This is a genomic window from Shinella zoogloeoides (genome assembly GCF_003574625.1).
GTDB lineage: Bacteria > Pseudomonadota > Alphaproteobacteria > Rhizobiales > Rhizobiaceae > Shinella > Shinella zoogloeoides_A.
This window is the reverse complement of the sequence record NZ_QNUJ01000004.1, coordinates 238,894-257,595: the sequence shown is the minus strand read 5'-3', so window position 1 is coordinate 257,595 and position 18,702 is coordinate 238,894. Positions and strand designations below refer to the sequence as shown.

The 18,702-nt window shown below is 64.4% G+C and carries 17 protein-coding genes; 8 read left to right on the top strand and 9 right to left on the bottom strand.

Annotation, left to right across the window (positions count from 1 at the left end; all coding sequences use genetic code 11):
* Positions 1–102: 102 nt before the first annotated feature.
* Genes DSD28_RS09590 through DSD28_RS09580 form a run of 3 tightly spaced genes read left to right on the top strand, consistent with a single transcriptional unit; the run spans position 103 to position 1,869 of the window.
* Positions 103–936: an adenosylcobinamide-GDP ribazoletransferase gene (locus tag DSD28_RS09590; RefSeq protein WP_119256159.1), complete on the top strand. Its 834-nt coding sequence runs from the start codon at positions 103–105 to the stop codon at positions 934–936.
* Positions 937–979: 43 nt separating this feature from the next.
* Positions 980–1,174, top strand: a complete 195-nt coding sequence (locus DSD28_RS09585; RefSeq protein WP_119256158.1) for a DUF1289 domain-containing protein — start codon at positions 980–982, stop codon at positions 1,172–1,174.
* A complete protein-coding gene (locus DSD28_RS09580; protein ID WP_119256157.1) occupies positions 1,171–1,869 on the top strand; it encodes a retropepsin-like aspartic protease family protein in 699 nt (232 codons plus the stop codon). Before DSD28_RS09585 ends, DSD28_RS09580 begins: the two co-directional genes overlap by 4 nt.
* Positions 1,870–1,921: 52 nt before the next feature.
* Here the strand turns inward: DSD28_RS09580 and DSD28_RS09575 are convergent, their stop codons facing one another.
* The 6 genes from DSD28_RS09575 to DSD28_RS09550 form a co-directional block, all read right to left on the bottom strand.
* On the bottom strand, positions 1,922–2,299 hold the full coding sequence (locus tag DSD28_RS09575; RefSeq protein WP_119256156.1) for a VOC family protein: 378 nt from the start codon (positions 2,297–2,299) through the stop codon (positions 1,922–1,924).
* Between the two features lie 141 nt (positions 2,300–2,440).
* On the bottom strand, positions 2,441–3,202 hold the full coding sequence (locus tag DSD28_RS09570) for an ABC transporter permease (RefSeq protein ID WP_119256155.1): 762 nt from the start codon (positions 3,200–3,202) through the stop codon (positions 2,441–2,443).
* Entirely contained in the window at positions 3,199–4,125 is a 927-nt protein-coding gene (locus DSD28_RS09565; protein ID WP_119256395.1) for an ABC transporter ATP-binding protein, read from the bottom strand. Before DSD28_RS09565 ends, DSD28_RS09570 begins: the two co-directional genes overlap by 4 nt.
* A 416-nt stretch (positions 4,126–4,541) precedes the next feature.
* Positions 4,542–5,318, bottom strand: a complete 777-nt coding sequence (locus tag DSD28_RS09560; RefSeq protein ID WP_119256154.1) for an aminoglycoside adenylyltransferase domain-containing protein — start codon at positions 5,316–5,318, stop codon at positions 4,542–4,544.
* Between the two features lie 5 nt (positions 5,319–5,323).
* Positions 5,324–6,490: an extensin-like domain-containing protein gene (locus DSD28_RS09555; protein ID WP_119256153.1), complete on the bottom strand. Its 1,167-nt coding sequence runs from the start codon at positions 6,488–6,490 to the stop codon at positions 5,324–5,326.
* Positions 6,491–6,739: 249 nt separating this feature from the next.
* Positions 6,740–8,560 (bottom strand): methyl-accepting chemotaxis protein, encoded by a 1,821-nt coding sequence (locus tag DSD28_RS09550; RefSeq protein WP_119256152.1) that lies wholly within the window; start codon positions 8,558–8,560, stop codon positions 6,740–6,742.
* A gap of 189 nt (positions 8,561–8,749) precedes the next feature.
* On the opposite strand from DSD28_RS09550, the gene DSD28_RS09545 reads away from it, so the two are divergent.
* Both DSD28_RS09545 and DSD28_RS09540 read left to right on the top strand, forming a co-directional pair.
* Positions 8,750–9,136, top strand: a complete 387-nt coding sequence (locus tag DSD28_RS09545; protein ID WP_119256151.1) for an acyl-CoA thioesterase — start codon at positions 8,750–8,752, stop codon at positions 9,134–9,136.
* Positions 9,137–9,151: 15 nt separating this feature from the next.
* A complete protein-coding gene (locus tag DSD28_RS09540) occupies positions 9,152–9,742 on the top strand; it encodes a hypothetical protein (RefSeq protein ID WP_119256394.1) in 591 nt (196 codons plus the stop codon).
* Positions 9,743–9,747: 5 nt separating this feature from the next.
* Here DSD28_RS09540 and DSD28_RS09535 read toward each other — a convergent pair whose 3' ends face one another.
* Entirely contained in the window at positions 9,748–10,101 is a 354-nt protein-coding gene (locus DSD28_RS09535) for a DMT family protein (protein WP_119256150.1), read from the bottom strand.
* Between the two features lie 174 nt (positions 10,102–10,275).
* Here DSD28_RS09535 and DSD28_RS09530 point away from each other — a divergent pair, with 174 nt between their 5' ends.
* Both DSD28_RS09530 and uvrB read left to right on the top strand, forming a co-directional pair.
* Positions 10,276–12,264: a putative bifunctional diguanylate cyclase/phosphodiesterase gene (locus DSD28_RS09530; protein WP_162911329.1), complete on the top strand. Its 1,989-nt coding sequence runs from the start codon at positions 10,276–10,278 to the stop codon at positions 12,262–12,264.
* A gap of 95 nt (positions 12,265–12,359) precedes the next feature.
* Complete coding sequence (gene uvrB / locus DSD28_RS09525; RefSeq protein ID WP_119256148.1) at positions 12,360–15,401, top strand: excinuclease ABC subunit UvrB; 3,042 nt, start codon at positions 12,360–12,362, stop codon at positions 15,399–15,401.
* Between the two features lie 74 nt (positions 15,402–15,475).
* On the opposite strand, the gene DSD28_RS25855 is transcribed toward uvrB, so the two are convergent.
* On the bottom strand, positions 15,476–16,531 hold the full coding sequence (locus DSD28_RS25855; protein ID WP_162911328.1) for a HEPN domain-containing protein: 1,056 nt from the start codon (positions 16,529–16,531) through the stop codon (positions 15,476–15,478).
* A gap of 986 nt (positions 16,532–17,517) precedes the next feature.
* On the opposite strand from DSD28_RS25855, the gene DSD28_RS09520 reads away from it, so the two are divergent.
* Complete coding sequence (locus DSD28_RS09520) at positions 17,518–17,940, top strand: hypothetical protein (RefSeq protein ID WP_119256147.1); 423 nt, start codon at positions 17,518–17,520, stop codon at positions 17,938–17,940.
* A gap of 21 nt (positions 17,941–17,961) precedes the next feature.
* Here the strand turns inward: DSD28_RS09520 and DSD28_RS09515 are convergent, their stop codons facing one another.
* Positions 17,962–18,537 (bottom strand): J domain-containing protein, encoded by a 576-nt coding sequence (locus DSD28_RS09515; protein ID WP_119256393.1) that lies wholly within the window; start codon positions 18,535–18,537, stop codon positions 17,962–17,964.
* Positions 18,538–18,702: the final 165 nt, after the last annotated feature.

Sequence of the window (18,702 nt, the reverse complement as noted above, 5' to 3'; positions counted from 1 at the left end):
TCACCCTGCCTGCCGGCATCCTCTCCCCGTGAACGGGGCGAGGAACGATGGGCGCGCCGTTCTGCCTCTTTCTCCCCGCCTGCGGGGCGAAAGAGGCAGGGGATGAGGGACAATCGCCGACTTCGCCGTCGCTCCCAGGAAGGAGCGCTCGCCTTGGCCATCCACGACTTCATCGACGACACGGCACGCTCGGTCGCCTTCCTCTCGCGCGTGCCGGTGCCGCAGCGCCATTTCACCGGGCATGACGGCCGCCTGTCGCAGGCCGTGCGCGCCTTCCCGCTGGCCGGCGTACTGATCACCCTGCCGGCGGCGGCCCTTGCCGCCGTACTTTCGGCTATCCATGCCCCGCCCGCGCTGCTGGCCTTCGCCGCCCTCGCATTGCAGGTGCTCGTCACCGGTGCGCTGCATGAGGACGGGCTTTCCGACAGCGCCGACGGCATCGGCGGCGGGCGGGATCGCGACAACGCGCTGGCGATCATGAAGGACAGCCGCGTCGGCTCCTACGGCGCCGTGGCGCTCATCCTCTCCTTCGGCCTGCGCGCCGCCGCCATCGCCGCGCTTGCGACGGTGCTCACGCCCTCCGGCCTCGGCATGGTGCTGCTTGCGGTCGCCGCCGCCAGCCGCACCGCCATGGTCTGGCACTGGTCGCTGCTGCCGCCCGCCCGCCGCGACGGCGTCGCCGCCTCCGTCGGCGAACCGGACGGCAGCGCCACAATCTTCGCGCTGGCAAGCGGCATCGCGATCGCCGCGCTCCTCCTCCTGCCGCACGGCACGGTCCTCGCGCTCGTCCTCGCGCTCGCCGCCGCCGTCGCCGCCGTGCTGGTCTTCAACCGCATCGCCGGCCGCAAGATCGGCGGACACACCGGCGACACGATCGGCGCGACCCAGCAGCTCGCGGAAATGTCAGTGCTCTTCGCCCTTGCCCTGGCGCTCTGAGCCGCCGATATAGAACCGAAACGCAACGAAGCCCGGAGCCGCGATGGAATCGCCCTGCATCCTCGTCTGTTCGATCGATACGGAGACCGGCTATTGCCTCGGCTGCGGGCGCACGCGCGAGGAGATCGGCGCCTGGACGCGCTACACATCCGACGAGCGCCGAAGCCTGATGGCGACATTGCCGGCCCGGCTCGCCGCGATGCCCCGGCAGGCCCCGATGACGGAGCGCAGCGCATGAGGCTCTATATCCTTCTCGCCATCCTCGCCGGGGGCCTTGCGCTCCTCATCCTCAACCATGACGGCGGTCGCACGCTCGGCCTTGCCAACGACGATTTCGGCCGGCTCGTCTCGCTCTCCGCCATCGGCGCGATGCTCGCCGCCGGCATTCTGGCAGGCCGCCGGCAATGGGGCGAAAGCCTGCGGCAGGCGGCGATCTGGCTGGTGATCATCATGGCGCTGGCGACGGGCTATCTCTATCGCTTCGACCTGCAGGAGGTCGGCAACCGGCTGACCGCCGGCCTCATCCCCGGCCGCGCCGTGGTGACGACGAATGCCGAGGGCGAGCAGATCCTCGTCATCCACAAGGGCGTCTCCGGCCATTTCGAGGCGGATGTGAGCATCGACGGCATTCCCATGCGCATGCTGGTCGATACCGGCGCAAGCTCGGTGGTACTCTCCTACGAGGACGCCATGCGCCTCGGCATCAACCCGGACAACCTCGTCTTCTCCATCGACGTCTCCACCGCCAACGGCCGGGCGCTCGCCGCGCCCGTGACGCTGCGCCAGATCGCCATCGGCCCCATCCTGCGCGGCACGATCCGCGGCATGGTCACCGAACAGGGCCGGCTCGACCAGAGCCTCCTCGGCATGAGCTTCCTCGAAACCCTCGGCTCCATCGAGATCACCCGCGACGAACTGCGGCTGAAGGACTGACATTTCGCGACAGGCGAAAACGGGGCGGACCATGCCGCCCCGTTCATTCGCCTCAGATCGGCTGCCCCACATCGATGCGGTTGCCGTCCGGGTCTTCGAACACGAAGGCCCTGAGGCCATAGTCCTTGTCCTGAAGGCGCTTGATGATCCTCAGGCCGTGGCGCTGGCACAGGGCATGCAGCGCATCGGCATCGTCCACCATCAGATGGGCGACGTTGAAATTCGCCGCCTCGTGCGAGGGCTGCAGGGTGAGGTGCAGCTCCCCCGCATCGCGCTTCAGGATCATGAAGCCGACGGGATTTCCGTTCTCGAAGACTTTCGTGAAACCGAGAACGCGCGTGTAGAAGTCATGGGCCTTGTCCATGTCCCTGACCGGCAGCATGGCCGCAATCCGTCCAAACCGGACACCGTGATCGGCGATGTCGTTCATCGCAGAACCTCCGTTTGCAACGGCGCGAAACCGTACCGGACGGTGCCGGCGAAAGGTACGCGCGTTGATGTTTGGGTCAGCAGGACGGTGCCCACGATGTCGAGACTAGCGCGGCCGGGACCGCAAGGAAATGGGGCGGTCTCAGTTCTTCAGCTTGTATCCGGTCTTGAAGATCCAGGCCGTGATCGACAGGCACGCGACGAGGAAGCCGAGCACGATCACGAGGCTGACAATCGGATTGACGTCGGCGATCTCGTAAAAGCTCCAGCGGAAGCCGGAGACGAGATAGAGCATCGGATTGAAGTGGCTGACGGTCTGCCAGAAGGGCGGCAGCATCTCGATGGAATAGAAGCTGCCGCCGAGGAAGACGAGCGGCGGGACGATCAGCATCGGGAAGAGGTTGAGCTGCTCGAAGTCCTTCGCCCATATGCCGATCATGAAGCCGAACAGCGAGAAGCTCACCGCCGTCAGCACGAAGAACAGCACCATCATGAAGGGATGCTTGATCGATATGTCGACGAAGAGCGAGGCTGTTATGAGGATGATCGTGCCGACGATCAGCCCCTTGGTCGCCGCCGCCCCGACATAGCCGATGACGATCTCGATCATCGAGATCGGCGAGGACAGGATCTCGTAGATCGTGCCGGTGAATTTCGGGAAATAGATGCCGAAGGAGCCGTTGCCGATACACTGGTTGAGCAGCGTCAGCATGATGAGGCCGGGCGCGATGAAGGCGCCGTAGGAAACGCCCCCCACCTCCTGCATGCGCGAGCCGATGGCCGCGCCGAAGACGATGAAATAGAGCGAGGTGGTGATGACCGGCGACACGACGCTCTGCAACAGCGTGCGGCGCGTGCGCGCCATCTCGAATGCGTAGATGGACCTGATGGCTTCGAAGTTCATGCGCCGGCTCCCACCAGTTCCACGAAAATGTCCTCCAGCGAGCTCTGCTCGGTGGAAATATCCTTCACCCGCAGGCCGCATTGCGAGAGGGCGGTGATCAGCGAGGAGATGCCGGTGCGCTCGCCGGTGGAATCGAATTCGTAGACGAGGCGCGCGCCCTCGCCCGCAAGCGTCAGCCCGTAGGCCGACAGCGCGTCAGGAACTGCGGCGATCGGCTCGGCAAGCTCGACGGTCATCTGCTTGCGCCCGAGCTTGGCCATCAGCGCCTTCTTGTCCTCCACCAGCAGGATCTGCCCGTGGTTGATGACGCCGATGCGGTCGGCGATCTCCTCGGCCTCCTCGATATAGTGCGTCGTCAGGATGATCGTGACGCCGGCGGCGCGCAGGCGCTCGACGAGCTGCCACATGTCCTTGCGCAGCGACACGTCCACGCCCGCCGTCGGCTCGTCGAGGAACAGCACCTTCGGCTCGTAGGAGAGCGCCTTGGCGATCAGCACGCGCCGCCGCATGCCGCCGGAAAGGTGACGCAGCATCGTGTCCTTCTTGTCGAAAAGCGAAAGGTCCTTGAGGATACGCTCGATCAGCGCCGGATCCGGCTTGCGCCCGTGCAGGCCGCGCGAGAAGGCCACCGTGTTCCACACCGTCTCGAAGGCGTCGAGCGTCAGCTCCTGCGGCACGAGGCCGATGATGGAGCGCGTCTCGCGATAGTCGCGCAGGATGTCGTGGCCCGCGACGGTCACGCTGCCGCCACTCGGCGTGACGATACCGCAGATGATCGAGATCATCGTGGTCTTGCCGGCGCCGTTCGGCCCGAGCAGCGCGAGAATCTCGCCCTCCTCGATGTCGAGATCGACGCCCTTCAGCGCCTGGAACCCCGAAGCATAGCTCTTGGTAAGGTTGCGAATGGAAACGATGGGCGCCATGGGAGGGTCCGGAAAGAGGAAATTCATGCGGAAGGACACCCTATATGGCGTGTTCCTCATCAATTTTCACCCGTGCCGCGGAAAAAATTCGCCCCGCCCGGCTCTCGCAAAATCTTCATGCGACGGGACAGCGCCTGTCATCAAACCGTGACCGATTTCAGGGAAGCTCTCATCGAGGCCGAAGGGAACGGTTTGCACCCCCGCTCACCCCATCGTTCCCCTGCCTGCGCAGCGGCCTTGCTCCCATACCCTGCGGGAGCCTCCGGCGGCCCCATCCGCCCGCTTCCTTACGGAAGCCCGCATGCATCCTCGCCGGACGCCCCGGCGCGGGTGGTGGAATGTGACAGTTCCGGGCAGCCGCCCCTCCGCGTGCCTGCCACCCTTTCGACCGGCGTCCCGCCGGTCTTTTTTTGCCTTCAATCCGGCTCCAGCAGCGCGGATATCTCCATGGACATGGCATCCGCCGCGCGACGGGCAGCCTCTCGCCGGTCCAGCCAGACGTCCTTCGCCTTGCCGGTATAGCCGTCCCGCGCAAGGAGCAGCGTCTCAGCTTCGCCCGCGGCCATCATCGGCGCGGCCCAGACGGCAGCCACGTCCTTGGCGACGAAATCACCGAGGGCCGCGGTCCGCCACATCCGGGCAAGGGTCAGCAGCACATTGCGCTCATCGCCCTCAAGGCTCGCCAGAAGCGCGGGGAGCGCCTCGCGCATCGCCCGGCGCACGTGTTTCGCCGGGATTTCCGGCAGATGCGTCCGCGCATCCGGCCCGAGGAGCGCCATCGCCTCCCGGCGCGCCTGCGCCAGCACCAGCGTATTCTCCGCATCGCTTGACGGTCCGGGAAGAACCCCGGTCTCGAATGCATCGCGCAGCCATTCGCCGTAGAGGAATTCGACCCGCGCCGGAAAGGCCGGCCTTGCGAGATCCGCCTTCACGAAAATCATCACCTCAAGGCATCGGGGTCCGCCCGGCGGGGCCGGGTGCGGACCCGACAGGACAAGCAGCGCCGCAAGAAGCGTCCGCCGCTCCCCATCTGTCATGCGCCGCTCGATGACGGCGATCAGATCGACATCGCTTTGCGGCCGCAATCCACCGGAAACCGCCGAACCATGGAGGTAGACGGCCAGGAGGGCGTCGCCGAGCACGTCGCGCAACACATCGCACGCCGCCCTCGCCTGTTTCAGCCCGTCCGCCATCACGCTCACAGGCTGCAATGCCGGTAGCCCGATTTGCGCGCGCGAAGGTCGAAGTGGAAATGGTCCTTGTGGAAGCGGTCGCTGCCGGGGCCGAGCACGGTCGAGAAATACTTGCAGCTGTCGCCACGCACCGATTTCAGAAGCCCCTTCTCGCGGAAAGCGAAGAAGCCCTTCTTCTCGATGGCGATGGCCTTGCCGGAGGTCAGCACGATCTTGCCGACGTCGATGGCATTGCCCTTGGCGTGCTCCGACATCGCCGCGCCGCGCTGCGAATTCATGGTGCGGCAGGAATAGGACGACATCTGGTGGATGGCCGAGACGCCGGAGAGGTAGCGCATCCGCGTCGAGGGCACGAGTTCCTGTTTCACCCAGCGCGCGAAGGCCTCGGTGATCTGGCAGTTGACCTGCGCCGCCGGCTTGATCTGGATGCCGCCGGAAAGGCCGGAAAGCTCCACCGGCCACTCGATGCCGCAGGAGCGGCCGCGGGAGATGCGCGGCACGTCGCGGAATTTCACGCCGAGCTTCTGCAGCCGCTGCCGACAGGCCCGTTCGGAGGCCGGCATGCCGCCCATCGCTTCGGGCATCTGCATCGGGTTGCTCATCCGCGGCAGGAAGGCGACCTGCTCGCCATCGCTCGCCTGCCGCCGGCGCGTCGCCGCCTTGTCCGGCACGCGAAGATATCCGTCGCCTTCGCCGCCGAGTTCCGCGCCCCCGTCCGACATCGGGATCGACGCCGGCTCACCGACCTGCCGCGGCATATCCGTGCCGACACCGTCGACCACGACCTGGCTGGCATTGCCCTCGGCAATCTCGTTCGCCTGCGCCTCGGCCAGCCCCTCGACGCGCCCGACGCCGAGCCCCTCGTCCATGTTGACGCCGCCTTCGGGAACGGTGAGCGCGCCGGAAGAGGCCTGCACCGGCTGCGTGACGCCCATCGCCTCGTCGCTGTCGATCATCGGCAGGCGCTTCTTCTGCCGCACCGGCACGGCCATCGCGGTCTCGACCGGCTCGCCGCCCGTATCGCCCATATCCATGACAGGCGTGACCGCGCTGACGCCCGCGCCGTCGATATCGTCAGGCGGCGTCATGCCGCCGGAACAGGCAGCCAGCATCGCCGGGATCAACAGGAGCCCGAGCGGCCTTCGAAGACGAGAAACAAACGCAATACCCATGGTCACATCCGCCCGGCGCCCGCCTCCGCCCGTTGCGGAGTCCCGGTTGCACACAGTCCTGTCCGGCGATGGTGCAGGCCGCTTTTGTCCGCATTCGGACGAGACGGGCCTGAAAGCCGGACGGCAGGCCGACATGCCTGCTTTCCCTTGGGATTTTGTCGCAACAGGGTAAACGAAGCGTTCCCGGCGGAAACGAAAAACCCCGGCGCGGGGGCGCCGGGGCAAGGCATTCCGGAGATGGTCTTCTGATTATGCCGCGCGGCGGCGGTGGTCCGCCGCTCCGGCTGCATCCAGCCGGAAATTCCCGAGCAGCGCTTTCAGCTGCTCGCTTTCGCGGGTCAGCGTCTGGCCGGCGGCATTGGTCTCCTCGACCATGGCGGCGTTCTGCTGCGTCATCTGGTCCATCTGGTTGACCGCCGTGTTCACCTCGGCAAGGCCCGTCGCCTGCTCGCGGGCGGAGGTGGCGATAGAGGTCACCTGATCGTTCACCCGGTTGACGAGGGTCTCGATCTCGGTGAGCGCATCGCCAGTCGAGCGCACCAGCGCCACGCCGTTGCCGACTTCCGCGGCCGAATTGCCGATCAGCCCCTTGATCTCCTTGGCGGCATTGGCCGAACGCTGGGCAAGCTCGCGCACCTCCTGCGCCACGACCGCGAAGCCCCGCCCCGCCTCGCCCGCCCGCGCCGCCTCGACGCCGGCATTGAGCGCGAGGAGGTTGGTCTGGAAGGCGATCTCATCGATCACGCCGATGATCTGACCGATGCGGTTGGAGGCATCCTCGATGCGGCTCATGGCGGTGACGGCGTCGCGCACGATGGCGCCCGACCGGCCGGCCGACTGCTTGGTCTCGACCACCATGCGGCTCGCCTCCGCCGCGCGGTCGGAGGCGTTGCGCACCGTCGCCGTGATCTCGTCGAGCGCCGCGGCAGTCTCCTCGAGCGAGGCCGCCTGCTGCTCGGTGCGATGCGATAGGTTGTTGGCCGCCTCGGCAATGCCCGATGCGCTGCCATGCACGATGTCGGTGGACCGGGCGATGGCATGGACGACGCCGGAAAGCGCGTCCACCGCGCTGTTGAAATCGTCGCGCAGCTTGGCATATTCCGGCGCGATCGCAGAGATGGAGACCGTCAGGTCGCCGCCCGCCAGCCGTTCCAGCGCCTCGCCGACGGTCTGCATGGCATCCGACTGGCTCTGGCTGACGGCGCGCTGGCGGCGCTCGCCGTCCGAGCGCTCGGCATCGAGGCGGGCCTGCTGCTCGCCCTCACGGACACGCAGCTCCGCCCGCTCGGCGACCGACTGGCGCAGGATCGAGACCACCTTCGCCATCTCGCCGATCTCGTCCTTGCGGTCGGTCTCCGGCACCGCGCCGGAAACGTCCTCCTCGGCGATGGCCTGCATGGTCGCCTTGAGGCGCACGATGGGGCCGGTTACGCTCTTCACTATAGCATAGGCGGCAAGGATGATGACGAGGCCGCCGGCGGCGAGGATCACCGCCATGCCGAGGGCGTTGCGGCGGAACAGGGCGGCGAGGTCGTCCGCATAGACGCCCGTGCCGACGACCCAGCCCCAGGGCGCGAAGCCCGCGACATGCGAATATTTCAGCACCGGCTCCTCGAAGCCCGGCTTCGGCCAGTAGTAATCGACGAAATCCTGCCCGGTCGGGCTCGCCTTCACGGCCTTCACGAATTCGGTGAAGATGTGCTTGCCCGTCGGGTCGGCCATGCCCGACTGGTCGGTGCCGTCGAGTGCCGGCTTGATCGGGTGCATGACGATCACGGCATTCATGTCGTTGATCCAGAAATAGCCGCTGTCCTCGTAGCGCAGCGCCCGCACGGCGTCCTTTGCCCGAGTCTGCGCCTCCTCGCGGGTCAGCGTGCCGGCAACCTCCAGCTCGTGGTAATGCTTGAAGAGCGTCAGCATGCTCTCGTCCATCGCCGCGAGCTTCGACTTGCGCTCGGCGACCATCGCCTCCTGGTAATGGTAGAGGCTGTAGACGAGCGCGACGGCGAAGATGGTCAGGGCAAGGCCCACAAGCAACGACAGGCGCGTGGATATTCTGTAATTCTTCACCGGGCTCTCCTCGACTTCGGCAGGCGCAATACGCCTTGTCGACGAAGCTGCGGGAAACCCTTTAAAATGATCTAAAATTGCAATCGTCAATTTTTAGAGGTTGAAAATACTCGAAAATGCGCCTGCCCTTCCCCCTTTCTCCATGGCCCGCATTCGGCTAGACCTGAAGGAAAGTTGGAGAGGCCCCGCATGACCGATACGAAAATGCCGAACGGACAGCTCACCCTTCGCACGCTCGCCATGCCGGGCGATGCCAATGCCGCAGGCGACATCTTCGGCGGCTGGGTCATGGCGCAGATGGACCTTGCCTCGGGCATCCGTGCCGCCGAGCGGGCGCGCGGCCGTGTCGTCACCGCCGCCGTCAAGGAAATGGCCTTCGAACTGCCGGTGAAGATCGGCGACACGCTCAGCATCTATACCGACATCGCCCGCGTCGGCAGAACCTCGATCACGCTGGCAGTGGAGGCCTGGGCGCAGCGCTATCTCACCACGACGCTGGAAAAGGTGACGGGCGCCACCTTCGTCATGGTCGCGCTCGACCAGCAGGGTCACCCGACCCCCGTACCCGTCGAATAGAAGATGGAGGGCGCCATGGAGCATGTCCAGCACGATCCCGCGCTCTTCGGCCATGTTCGCGTCGTCATCGGCATGGTGGTCAGCCTCAGCGTGGCGCGCATCCTCACCGGCGTTGCGCTCTTCGTCCAGCACCCCGGCAAGGTGAAGGCCTATCCGGTCCATCTGGCCTGGGCGGGCTTCCTGCTGCTGTTCCTTCTGCATTTCTGGTGGTGGGAGTTCCGCCTGCAGGCGCTGGCGACCATCGGCTTCGGCGTCTATCTCTTCCTGATCAGCTATTGCTGCCTGTTCTTCCTGCTCGCCGTCTTCCTGTTCCCGACCACGCTCGACGACTATGCCGGCTATGAGGACTATTTCTATTCGCGGCGCAAATGGTTCTTCGGCGCCTTCGCGCTCGTCTTCGCGGTGGATCTCCTGGACACGGCGTTGAAGGGAAAGGCCTATTTCGGCTCCTTCGGCTACGAATATCCGGCACGCAACGCCGTCTTCATCGTGCTGTGCCTTCTGGCGGCGTGGACGGCGAGCCGCCGCTACCACACCACCTTCGTCAGCCTCGGCATCCTCTACCAGCTCAGCTGGATCTTCCGCGCCTTCGACATGCTTGAGTAAGCCGCTCAGCCCTTGAAGACGAAGGCAGCGCCGGCGGCGATCAGCATGAAGCCGACCGCATGGTTCCAGGTCAGGCTTTCCTTCAGCCAGAACACCGAGAAGCCGGCGAAGACCAGGAGCGTGATCACTTCCTGGATCGTCTTGAGCTGCGCGGCCGAATAGACCTCGTGGCCGATGCGGTTGGCCGGCACAGCGAGGCAGTATTCGAAGAAAGCGATGCCCCAGCTCGCCAGCACCGCGACGAAGAGTGGCGCCGACTTGAACTTGAGGTGCCCGTACCAGGCGAAGGTCATGAAGACGTTGGAGAGGCAGAGCAGCACGATCGGCCACACGGCCGCGGGGTTGAGGCTGAAGGGCATCGGCGAATCCTGAAAGGAAGGGAATATGCCGATGGCATAGCTCAGCCGACGGCCACGTCAAGCCGGACGTCATGGATTCTCGCGATCCCCCGTTAAGACTATCTTATGCCCCCCGCCCCACCCTCTGCGCAGACCGCGAAAAAGGCGGCACGCGCTTCTGGGCGGGGACAGAGAATGACCGATGCAGTCCGGCTGATGCCGGCGGACGAAACGACGAGACGACAGATTCTTTCCGCGCAGGCCCTGTCCGTGCTGGACGGCATCGTGCTGTCGCTTAACGCCAACAGCTTCATCGCCGCCACCACCGCCGCCGTGCTCTGGCTCGACGGGCCAGCCTTCGGCATCCTCCTCTGGCTCGCCGCCGTGCTGGCCATCAACCTTGCGCGCTATGTCGCCGTGCGCATCGTCCGGCGGATGAACTGCGCCGTCGAGCGGCCGGAACGCGCGCTCGGCGTACTCTCCTTCGGCGCGCTCGGGAGCGGCCTTGCCTGGAGCCTGCCGCCCTTCATCGGCGCCGCCCACGGCGCGAACGGGCTCAATCCCTATCTGATCTTCATCATCTGCGGCATTTGCGCCGGTTCGCTGATGCAGAGCACCGCCTATGCCCGCACCGCTCTTCTCTTCGCCGGCCCGCCGCTCGCCGCGGCCTTCGCCTCACTGCTCTTCGCCGGCACGACGGAAGCCTACGTCATCGCCGCCGACGCGCTGCTGCTCGCCGTGATGATGCTGCGCGCCAGCCAGTTCAGCGAGGCGAGCTTCATCCGCAGCCAGATGGACCGGCTGAAGGCGGTGGCGCTCGCCGCCTCGCTGTCCGACGCCAATGCGGAGATCCGCCAGTCCTACCACCAGCTCGCATCGCTGGCGAACCGCGACCCGCTGACCGGCCTCGGCAACCGCACCCTCTTCAACGAGCGCCTGCGCAACCTTCTGGCGAGCGGCCTGCCCGCCGATACGCTCGCGCTGCTCGCCATCGACCTCGATCGCTTCAAGGCGATCAACGACACGATGGGGCACGGCGCGGGCGATTCGGTGCTGGTCGAGATCGCCAGCCGCCTCGTCAGCCTGACCGGGCCGACCGACCTCGTCGTGCGCCTCGGCGGCGACGAGTTCGCCGTCATCGTCGAGGGCGAGAAGGCGGAAGCGCGCGGACGCGCCATCGGCGACGGCATCGTGCGCCTCGCCGGCGATCCCATCCTCATCGGCGAGCGCCCCGTCACCGTCGGCGCCAGCGCGGGCCTCGCCCTCTATCCGCAGCACGGCGACACGGCCGACGACCTCTTCGCCAGCGCCGACATCGCCCTCTATGCCGCCAAGGAAGGCGGGCGCCGCCGCCTCGGCCTGTTCAACCCGGTGCTGAAGGCCCGGATCGAGCACCAGCGCCTCATCGAGGCGACATTGACCGAGGCCATCGAGCAACGCCAGTTGCAGGTCGTCTTCCAGCCGCAGGTGGAGCTTGCCACCGGCGCCGTCACCGGCTTCGAGGCGCTGCTGCGCTGGACGCATCCCGAGCTCGGCGCCGTCGCCCCGCCCGATATCGTCCGTGCCGCCCAGGCCCTGCACATCTCGACGGCGCTCACTGGCTATGTCGCCACCCGCGCCGCGGAATTCCTGCGCACCCTGCCCCGGCTCGGCCTGCCGGAGGCGGCCGTCGCGGTGAACGTCTCGCCGCGCGAATTCTCCGGCGACACGCTCTCGCGCCTCCTGACCGGCATCGCAAAGGAACACGAGGTTTCCCCCAGCCTGATGGAGATCGAGATCACCGAGGAGGCGACGCTCGACACGCAGGCCGCCGGCGCCGAGCTCGCCCGGCTGGAAGCCGCCGGCTTCCGCCTCGCCGTCGACGATTTCGGCATGGGCCATTCCTCCCTCGCCTATCTCGTCAGCCTGCATATCGACCGGCTGAAGATCGACCGCAGCTTCGTTTCGGGGATCGCCACCAGCCGCGAGAACCAGGCGCTCATTTCCGCCCTCATCGGCATCGGCCACGCCCTCTCCATCGACATCGTGGTGGAGGGCGTCGAGAAGGAGGAGGAGGCCGAGATCCTGCGCATGCTCGGCTGCCGCCACGCGCAGGGCTACCTCTTCGCCCGCCCCATGCCCGCCGCCGAAGTCCCGCGCTGGCTGAACGAGCATGCCGCGCGCACCCGACCGTCCGCACGATAGCACCCGCCGCCGAAGCGGCATGAGACGACAGATTCGTTTCCCTTTTGTACTCGTCACCCCTTCCCTTTCGCGGTGACTCTCTCCATATTCTCCGCATGGCCAGATCACCGAAGAAATCCACCGCCCCGAACCCCGGTTTCGAGGAAGCCCCGCAATCGCCCTTCGAGGGAGAACCGCTTAGCGGCAGCGTCTCCGACTGGGTGAAGCAGCTCGAGGCGGAGGCGGAGGCCGCGAGCGTCGAAAGCCGCCGCGAGGTCGCCTCCAAGGCCGGCAAGCACCGCAAGACGGTGGAGAATGCCGCGCGCCGCCACACCGAGCAGGTGACGGTCTCGAAGACCTCGCGCGGCGTCTCGATCGGCGGCTCGTCCGATCCAAAGACCCGCGCTGCCGCCGGCCTCAACCCGGTCTCCGGCCTCGACGTCTCGCTGGAAGACGCGGCCGCGCTCGACAGGGGCTCCGGCGTCACCGCCACGGTGGAGGCGCTTTCGGCGCTCATCGAGAGCGGCAATCCGCTGTTCAAGGACGGCAAGCTCTGGACGCCGCACCGCCCCGCCCGCCCGGAAAAATCCGAGGGCGGCATCCCCATCCGCATGGTCAGCGAATACAAGCCCGCGGGCGACCAGCCCACCGCCATCGGCGATCTGGTCGGCGGCCTCTCCTCCGGCGAGCGCAGCCAGGTGCTGCTCGGCGTCACCGGCTCGGGCAAGACCTTCACCATGGCCAAGGTGATCGAGGAGACCCAGCGCCCCGCCGTCATCCTCGCGCCGAACAAGACGCTGGCCGCGCAGCTCTATAGCGAGTTCAAGAACTTCTTCCCCGACAACGCGGTCGAATATTTCGTCTCCTACTACGATTATTACCAGCCCGAAGCCTATGTGCCGCGCTCCGATACGTTCATCGAGAAGGAAAGCTCGATCAACGAACAGATCGACCGCATGCGCCACTCCGCGACGCGCTCGCTGCTGGAGCGCGACGACTGCATCATCGTCGCCTCGGTCTCCTGCATCTACGGTATCGGCTCGGTCGAGACCTACACCGCCATGACCTTCCAGATGGAGGTGGGCGAACGGCTCGACCAGCGCCAGCTCCTCGCCGACCTCGTCGCCCAGCAGTACAAGCGCCGCGAGATGGATTTCCAGCGCGGCTCCTTCCGCGTGCGCGGCGATACCATCGAAATCTTCCCCGCCCACCTTGAGGATGCCGCCTGGCGCATCTCCATGTTCGGCGACGAGATCGACGCCATCACCGAGTTCGACCCGCTGACCGGCCAGAAGACCGGCGACCTGAAATCGGTAAAAATCTACGCCAACAGCCACTACGTCACCCCGCGCCCCACCCTCAACGGCGCCATCAAGGCCATCCGCGAGGAGCTGAAGCACCGCCTCGTGGAGCTGGAAAAGGCCGGTCGCCTCTTGGAAGCCCAGCGCCTGGAGCAGCGCACGCGCTACGACCTGGAAATGCTGGAGGCCACCGGCTCCTGCGCCGGCATCGAGAACTATTCGCGCTACCTCACCGGCCGCCGCCCCGGCGAGCCGCCGCCGACCCTTTTCGAGTACATCCCCGACAACGCCCTGATCTTCATCGACGAAAGCCACGTCACCATCCCGCAGATCGGCGCCATGTACCGGGGCGACTTCCGCCGCAAGGCGACGCTGGCCGAATACGGCTTCCGCCTGCCCTCCTGCATGGACAACCGCCCGCTGCGCTTCGAGGAATGGGACGCCATGCGCCCGGACACCATCGCCGTCTCGGCGACACCGGGCGGCTGGGAGCTGGAGCAGTCCGGCGGCGTCTTCGCCGAACAGGTCATCCGCCCGACCGGCCTCATCGACCCGCCGGTCGAGGTGCGCCCGGCCAAGAGCCAGGTGGACGACGTGCTGGGCGAGATCCGCGAGACCGCCGCCGCCGGCTACCGCACCCTCGTCACCGTGCTCACCAAGCGCATGGCTGAAGACCTCACCGAATACCTGCACGAGCAGGGCGTTCGCGTGCGCTACATGCACAGCGACATCGACACGCTGGAGCGCATCGAGATCATCCGCGATCTTCGTCTGGGCGCCTTCGACGTGCTCGTCGGCATCAACCTGCTGCGCGAAGGCCTCGACATCCCCGAATGCGGCTTCGTCGCCATCCTCGACGCCGACAAGGAGGGCTTCCTGCGCTCCGAGACGTCGCTGGTCCAGACCATCGGCCGCGCGGCGCGAAACGTCGACGGCAAGGTCATCCTCTATGCCGACCAGATCACCGGCTCCATGCAGCGCGCCATGGACGAGACGACCCGCCGCCGCGAGAAGCAGGTCGCCTACAACCAGGCGAACGGCATCACCCCGGAATCCGTGAAGGCAAAAATCTCCGACATCCTCGACAGCGTCTACGAGCGCGACCACGTCCGCGCCGACATTTCCGGCGTCTCCGGCAAGGGGTTCGCGGATGCCGGCCACCTCGTCGGCAACAACCTCAAGACCCATCTCGAAGCGCTCGAAAAACAGATGCGCGACGCCGCCGCCGACCTCGACTTCGAAGCCGCCGCCCGCATCCGCGACGAGATCAAACGCCTCAAGGCCGCCGAACTCGCCGTCATGGACGACCCGATGGCACGGGACGAAGCACGGTCGCAGGAAGGTGGAGGAAAGGGCAAAAGCGCGGCGAAGCCGCAAGGCCAGGCGGCCGTCACCGGTCGTCCGGCGCCCCGTGCGGAGGCTAGCCCGAAGGGCGCTGCGGCCGTGAGCACAGAAGAGAATGGCAAAAGCTATTTTGCCAAACCCTCGCTCGACGACATGGGCCCGGGCACCGACACCGAACGCCCGCTCTTCCGCAAGCCCGCCCTCGACGAGATGGGCCGCGACGTCGCCACTCCGGCCGGAAAATCCCTCTTCCGCAGGAACACCCTCGACGAAATGACCGTCGGCCGCACCGAAAAACCCGTCACCGGCGACCTCCCCCAACGCCCGGGCGAAACCCTCTCCACCAAGAAACGCACCGCCCCGGCAGCCGAAGGCCAGCCGGAGCGGACGAGCGGCGCGGACGATGCCAAGCCGGTTCGGCGCGGGAAGATCGGCGCCGGAAGCTATGAAGATCCGGCGGAGGCGAAGCGCAAGGGGCGGACGAAGGGGAAGACGGGACGGCCGGGGCAGTGAACACACTTACCGTTTGCGGTCAGTGCCAATCCTCAAACCTTTCCATCATTTTCTTTTGTCATGTTAAAAAGAGACTACTTAATTCCGCTAAGGGTTTCTTGAAAAATGGGTTCGCGCCAACCTTCGGAAATAATAGCCTGCACGGAAGCAAGAATGATTTGAAATCCGAAGTCGGTAGCTCTCATCAACCTCATATAAGAGCTATCAATAGATTTATCGATAATCTCATTCTCCATAGGATGCACAATTTCCAAGCCCCCATGCACAAAAGAACTCCGAAGATCATAAATTTCTCGCATTCTTTTTCGCAAATATGAAGATTCATTCGCTGTCGGCTTAAGTAGGAGCTCAATTCTGGAAACCAGAATTCGAAAATTCTCTCCAACCTTACAATCAAATAAAGCCTCCAACGCGTAAAATATCCAAACTACATTTGTAGGCGACACAGGTGAAGACGCCAAAAACAGCAGCGAGAAAAGCATTTTCTCAACCTTACTAGAAGGAATAAGCTTCAGTTCAGATCGAACAGAATGATACCAATTTGATACCAACTCCAAATCAATAAATTTTATCTCTGGCCACTTGCCATCAAGTGACTCCATTAGAGAAGTTTCAAACAAACCCGTCGACAAACTCATATTTTTAGGACTAGATATATTTTTATCGAAAATATACGTACTATAAAAATTAGCAGAGGATGGAGACGCTATATTCATGACAAGAAATACGTCGTATAGATAATATTCAATAAAATGATACAGGCGATTAAACGTTTTATTTTTATCGAAATTTAAATTTGACGATGCGGAAAATTCTACAGAAACTATTTCCGTTGAAAAACCTTGCACCACTTCAGATAATCTATCTTTATTTTCTGGCCTATATAGATCGCTTGTCACTTTATAATGTGCACTTATACGATCGATCACGGGCATCCAATTTACTGATATATCAATATTATCATCCTCTAAAATAAAAGTTCTGTTTTGCAGAATTTTGGTGGCAGCTTTCCACGCGCATATATGAGCGGGATCTATAGTTTCCCAAAAATCGTCGGAAATTGTTCTCGTAAGATAAGCACCTAAGTTCACACAAAACCTAACTGGATCACGCTCAGGTATCGAACTCATATAGACCTCAACAGCATCTCAGAGAATTAAATTCCGGGAGAATCCCCGTAAGGTATTTCAACTAAGGCGAATAGTAACGGTGAAAATTTCGCAACATTCAACGGCCTATAATTTCACCGAAAACGAGATTTGCAGCGCCTGAAACACCAATAAAAGATAAAAAAATATTTCATTATCAATCACATGCGCCATTCAACCTAAAACAAACTCCTCCTACAATTTTCATTGGTGCAACAATAATGCCCACGAGCGTGGAGCAATTTTCCCCGCCTCCAAAACCCATGCGATACTCCCCTCATCCCACCGCGGATACACCGCAAGGCGTTGCGGCGAGGCGGGGTCGGTGCTTTGGGTGGAGGAAGGACGTAGGCCTTCGCCCAGGGGGCCTGCGGAAAATGGTCTCCCTCCGGCGACACGAGGGAAACGGCGGGACGTCGGACCGGTCCCGTGGTTTCATCCCCGAACGGCGCGCCGGGCGTGCCTGTGCGGCACACAAGGGGGCCGGGACTGGCGGACGGCGTCGGCATCGTCCGCCGGGGTGACGTTTTTCCGGGAAAGGTGAAAGCCTTTCCGCCCGGAGCGGGAGCGAACGAGCGCCCGGTCCGGCGCGCCAAAATCGGAAGGAGCCCGCCCCGGAAACCGACGGCCAACCGCCGCCGGACCCGGCCTTTGCAGAGAGACCCAAGTCGCGGGCAAAAACCACCGAACGGGGCGCTGAAAGGTGCCATTTCTACTTCTGACCCGGCAGCTTTCAGCGCCCCGTCCGAAGTTTCATGCGCAAGCCCCGGCGGTGTTTTTCGCGCGGGAACGATGGCGCATGTCCGCCGCGGGCGCGGCCGGCGCGATGCGCCTCCCTCACCTCTCTCCATCACTAGAGCATTTCCGCTTTTCTCCGAATCGCGAAAACGCTCTAACTCTTTGTTTCGCCGCATTCTCCGAACGCAAAACCGCTTCGCACTTTTGCTGGAAATGCTCTAGGAGTTTCCATGTTCGACCGATCCAGACTGCCCCCGCTCGACGCCGCGCTGCTCGCCCGCACCGCCGAGATGCTCGCCTTGCCGGAGCGCGTCTGCCGCCACCGCTCCTGCCGGCGACAGAAACGCTGCGCCTGGTTTTTCCGCAAGACGCAGCAGCCCTGCTGCCTCGCCAATCTCGACGCCGGCCAGCGCGCGCTTTTCGACCAGCTTGCCGAGCAGGTCCGCGATGTGCGCGATTACGGCCGCCGGGACAGCAAGCTGTTCTTCGCCTCCTTCTGGCGCGACGAGCGGGCGCTTCAGGACGCCGCCGTGGAGATCACCCGCCCGCTCCTGCGGGGCGAGACGCTGCGCGAGTTCCGCCGCTTCGCCGGGATACGCGAAAATCGGCCGCCAGCGGACCGGGACGGGTTTTCGCCGCCGCTGAAATGGTGATGTCCGGGATGGTGGGGCAGCCTATTCCGCCGCCTCGCCCTTCATGGGCTCCAGCGCCGCGGCCAGTTCGTAGGAATAGCCTTCCAGCATGGTATAGGCCTGCTCGATGGCCTGGATCTGCCCTTCCGCATTGCGGATCGCCTCGGTGATCGACTGCGAGCGGGCGCGCAGCATGGAGCCCAGAAAATCCGTGCCGGCCTTGCGGCCGAGGCGGTCGATATGCTGGCGCACGCGGTTGCGGTGGCGCTCCAGCTCGAGGATGTGGAAGCGGCTCTTGACGATGTCGTCGGAGAGTTTGCGGCGCATCGCCGCCAGCGGATCGAAGCTGCCCGGCTCACGCTCGTCGAGGATGACGTCGTTGACCAGCGGCTCGAGCAGCATCAGGCCCTTGAGGTCGCGCGGATCGGCGAGCTGCGGGTCGAAGCCGGTGTCGTCGAAGACCTTGCGGCGCACGGGGTCGCGCAGGAGGTCGTAGCAGGCCTGCAGGCGGGCGAACTGGTCGGCATCGCCGCCCGAATCGGGATGCATGCCCTTGGCGGCCTTGCGGTAGGCGGTCTTGACCGCGCCGTCATCGGCATCGCGCTCAAGTCCGAGCATGGCGTAGGGATCGATCACGCGGCCACCTGTCTGTTTCTGCCTGTCTTTCGCAAGTCCGGACGCAAAACCGCTGCGCACTTTTGCTGGACCTGCTTCTGCATTGCGTCGTTCGTTGTTTACGCCGTTTTCCGACCCGGAGGGGACGAAATTGTGGTGACGCCGCGA

What these genes read in the sequence shown, in the direction of transcription:
- DSD28_RS09590 (WP_119256159.1), top strand. Translation starts at nt 103, where the DNA reads ATGAGGGACAATCGCCGACTTCGCCGTCGCTCCCAGGAAGGAGCGCTC.
- DSD28_RS09585 (WP_119256158.1), top strand. Translation starts at nt 980, where the DNA reads ATGGAATCGCCCTGCATCCTCGTCTGTTCGATCGATACGGAGACCGGC.
- DSD28_RS09580 (WP_119256157.1), top strand. Translation starts at nt 1,171, where the DNA reads ATGAGGCTCTATATCCTTCTCGCCATCCTCGCCGGGGGCCTTGCGCTC.
- DSD28_RS09575 (WP_119256156.1), bottom strand. Translation starts at nt 2,299, where the DNA reads ATGAACGACATCGCCGATCACGGTGTCCGGTTTGGACGGATTGCGGCC.
- DSD28_RS09570 (WP_119256155.1), bottom strand. Translation starts at nt 3,202, where the DNA reads ATGAACTTCGAAGCCATCAGGTCCATCTACGCATTCGAGATGGCGCGC.
- DSD28_RS09565 (WP_119256395.1), bottom strand. Translation starts at nt 4,125, where the DNA reads ATGGCGCCCATCGTTTCCATTCGCAACCTTACCAAGAGCTATGCTTCG.
- DSD28_RS09560 (WP_119256154.1), bottom strand. Translation starts at nt 5,318, where the DNA reads ATGGCGGACGGGCTGAAACAGGCGAGGGCGGCGTGCGATGTGTTGCGC.
- DSD28_RS09555 (WP_119256153.1), bottom strand. Translation starts at nt 6,490, where the DNA reads ATGGGTATTGCGTTTGTTTCTCGTCTTCGAAGGCCGCTCGGGCTCCTG.
- DSD28_RS09545 (WP_119256151.1), top strand. Translation starts at nt 8,750, where the DNA reads ATGACCGATACGAAAATGCCGAACGGACAGCTCACCCTTCGCACGCTC.
- DSD28_RS09540 (WP_119256394.1), top strand. Translation starts at nt 9,152, where the DNA reads ATGGAGCATGTCCAGCACGATCCCGCGCTCTTCGGCCATGTTCGCGTC.
- DSD28_RS09535 (WP_119256150.1), bottom strand. Translation starts at nt 10,101, where the DNA reads ATGCCCTTCAGCCTCAACCCCGCGGCCGTGTGGCCGATCGTGCTGCTC.
- DSD28_RS09530 (WP_162911329.1), top strand. Translation starts at nt 10,276, where the DNA reads ATGACCGATGCAGTCCGGCTGATGCCGGCGGACGAAACGACGAGACGA.
- uvrB (WP_119256148.1), top strand. Translation starts at nt 12,360, where the DNA reads ATGGCCAGATCACCGAAGAAATCCACCGCCCCGAACCCCGGTTTCGAG.
- DSD28_RS25855 (WP_162911328.1), bottom strand. Translation starts at nt 16,531, where the DNA reads ATGAGTTCGATACCTGAGCGTGATCCAGTTAGGTTTTGTGTGAACTTA.
- DSD28_RS09520 (WP_119256147.1), top strand. Translation starts at nt 17,518, where the DNA reads ATGTTCGACCGATCCAGACTGCCCCCGCTCGACGCCGCGCTGCTCGCC.
- DSD28_RS09515 (WP_119256393.1), bottom strand. Translation starts at nt 18,537, where the DNA reads ATGCTCGGACTTGAGCGCGATGCCGATGACGGCGCGGTCAAGACCGCC.